Consider the following 1607-nt stretch of genomic DNA (forward strand, 5'->3'; position numbering starts at 1 on the left):
CTCCGGGGGGGCGAGGCCGGGGCCCTTCGCCGCTTCATCCAGCGCGGCGTGCACGTGGGCTTCCGTCAGCTCCGCGGAAGCCGGCACCAGCGCGGTGACGATGGCCTGATCCAGCCGCAGGTACTTCTGTGCCACGCGGCGCAGGTCCTCCGGCTTGAGGTTGCGGATGTCCTCCAGGTAGCGGGCCTCGGACTCCAGGCCGCCGGGGCTGGTCTGATACGAGCCCAGGTTGCGCGCGGTGCCCTGCACCGTCTCCTTGCGGTAGACGGACTCCGCCTCCACCACCGCCTGCACCGTGCGCAGCTCGTCCTGGGGCACGCCCGTGGTGCGCAGCGCCTCCAGCACGCGCGCCGTCTGCGTGAGCGCCTTCTGCGCCTGCGCGGGCGGCAGCGTCAGCGACACGGAGAAGATGCCCGGGTCCTTGGGCGTGTACGCGGACGCGTGCACGTCGTTGACCAGGTGCTGGCGGCGCTTCACCTCACGCACCAGCCACGACGAATTGCCCTGGCCGGCGATCATCGCCAGCACGTCCAGCGCGGGCACGTCCGGGTGCTCCAGCTCCGGGACGGCGAAGGCCAGGTGCAGGTAGGCCTCCTTCACGTCCTCCGTCTGGATGAGGACGCGGCGGCCCGTGGGCACGGCGTCGCGCGGGCGCTGCACCGGACCCGCGTAGGGCCGGCCCCAGTCACCGCCGAAGATTTCATCCACCCACTGGCGCAGGTCCGCCTCGCTCAGGTCGCCCGCGACGGACAGCACCAGGTTCTTGGGCGTGTAGTGCCGGTGGTAGAACTCCAGCACCTTCTCGCGGGTGAAGCTGCGCACGCTCTCCTCGGTGCCGATGACGGGCAGCCGGTAGGGGTGCGTCTGGAACGCGGCGGTGAACAGCCCGCGGGACGCGCGGCGCGACGGGGAGTCGTAGCTGCGCTTGATCTCCTCGCACACCACTTCGATTTCGCGCGCCAGCTCGTCCTTGTCGAACGCGGAGCGGCGCACCGCGTCCCCCAGGATGTCCAGGCCCGTGCGGGCGAACTGGCTGGCGATGACGATGTGGTAGACGGTCTGGTCGAAGGACGTCCAGGCGTTGATTTCTCCGCCGTGCGCCTCGATGTCGCGGGCGATTTCACCGGGCCCCCGGCGCTCCGTTCCCTTGAAGAGCATGTGCTCATGCAGGTGGGCGAGCCCGGCCTGGTCGGGCCTTTCGTCCGCGCTGCCGGCCTTGACCCAGACCTGGAAGGCCGCGACCTTGGCGGCGTGCTGCTCTTCGAAGACGACGGTGAGCCCGTTGGGCAGGCTGTAGCGGATGGCCATAGAAGTGGTCCGAAGCTGTCATCCCCTCCCGAGGAGAGGCAAGGCGAGGTGTGATGTTTGCTCCATTGGCTAACGTCCCACCCCTCCCACGTCGAGCGGACCGTGCCGTCCGCCTCCCACCAGGCAGGCGAAGCGGCGCGGTCGCCGTCGCGTAACTGGTGGAAACCCCCCGTGGCCGGTAACCTGGGAGCGCACATGCCGTCTCCCCCGGACGAGGCGGATCCGCTCGCGGACCTGAAGGAACTGCTGGATGACGGCGACGCCCCCATGGCGGCGCCCGCCCCGGCGCCCACCAGGCC

Annotated in this window: 1 protein-coding gene; it reads right to left on the reverse strand. The window is 70.4% G+C overall.

The genetic code is table 11. The features are described from left to right. The coding region (locus tag D7X32_RS44330; protein ID WP_147450532.1) for a M16 family metallopeptidase at nt 1–1308 on the reverse strand (1308 nt) is incomplete at its 3' end. Between the last annotated feature and the right edge of the window lie 299 nt (nt 1309–1607).

It is taken from the genome of Corallococcus carmarthensis, assembly GCF_003611695.1.
GTDB lineage: Bacteria > Myxococcota > Myxococcia > Myxococcales > Myxococcaceae > Corallococcus > Corallococcus carmarthensis.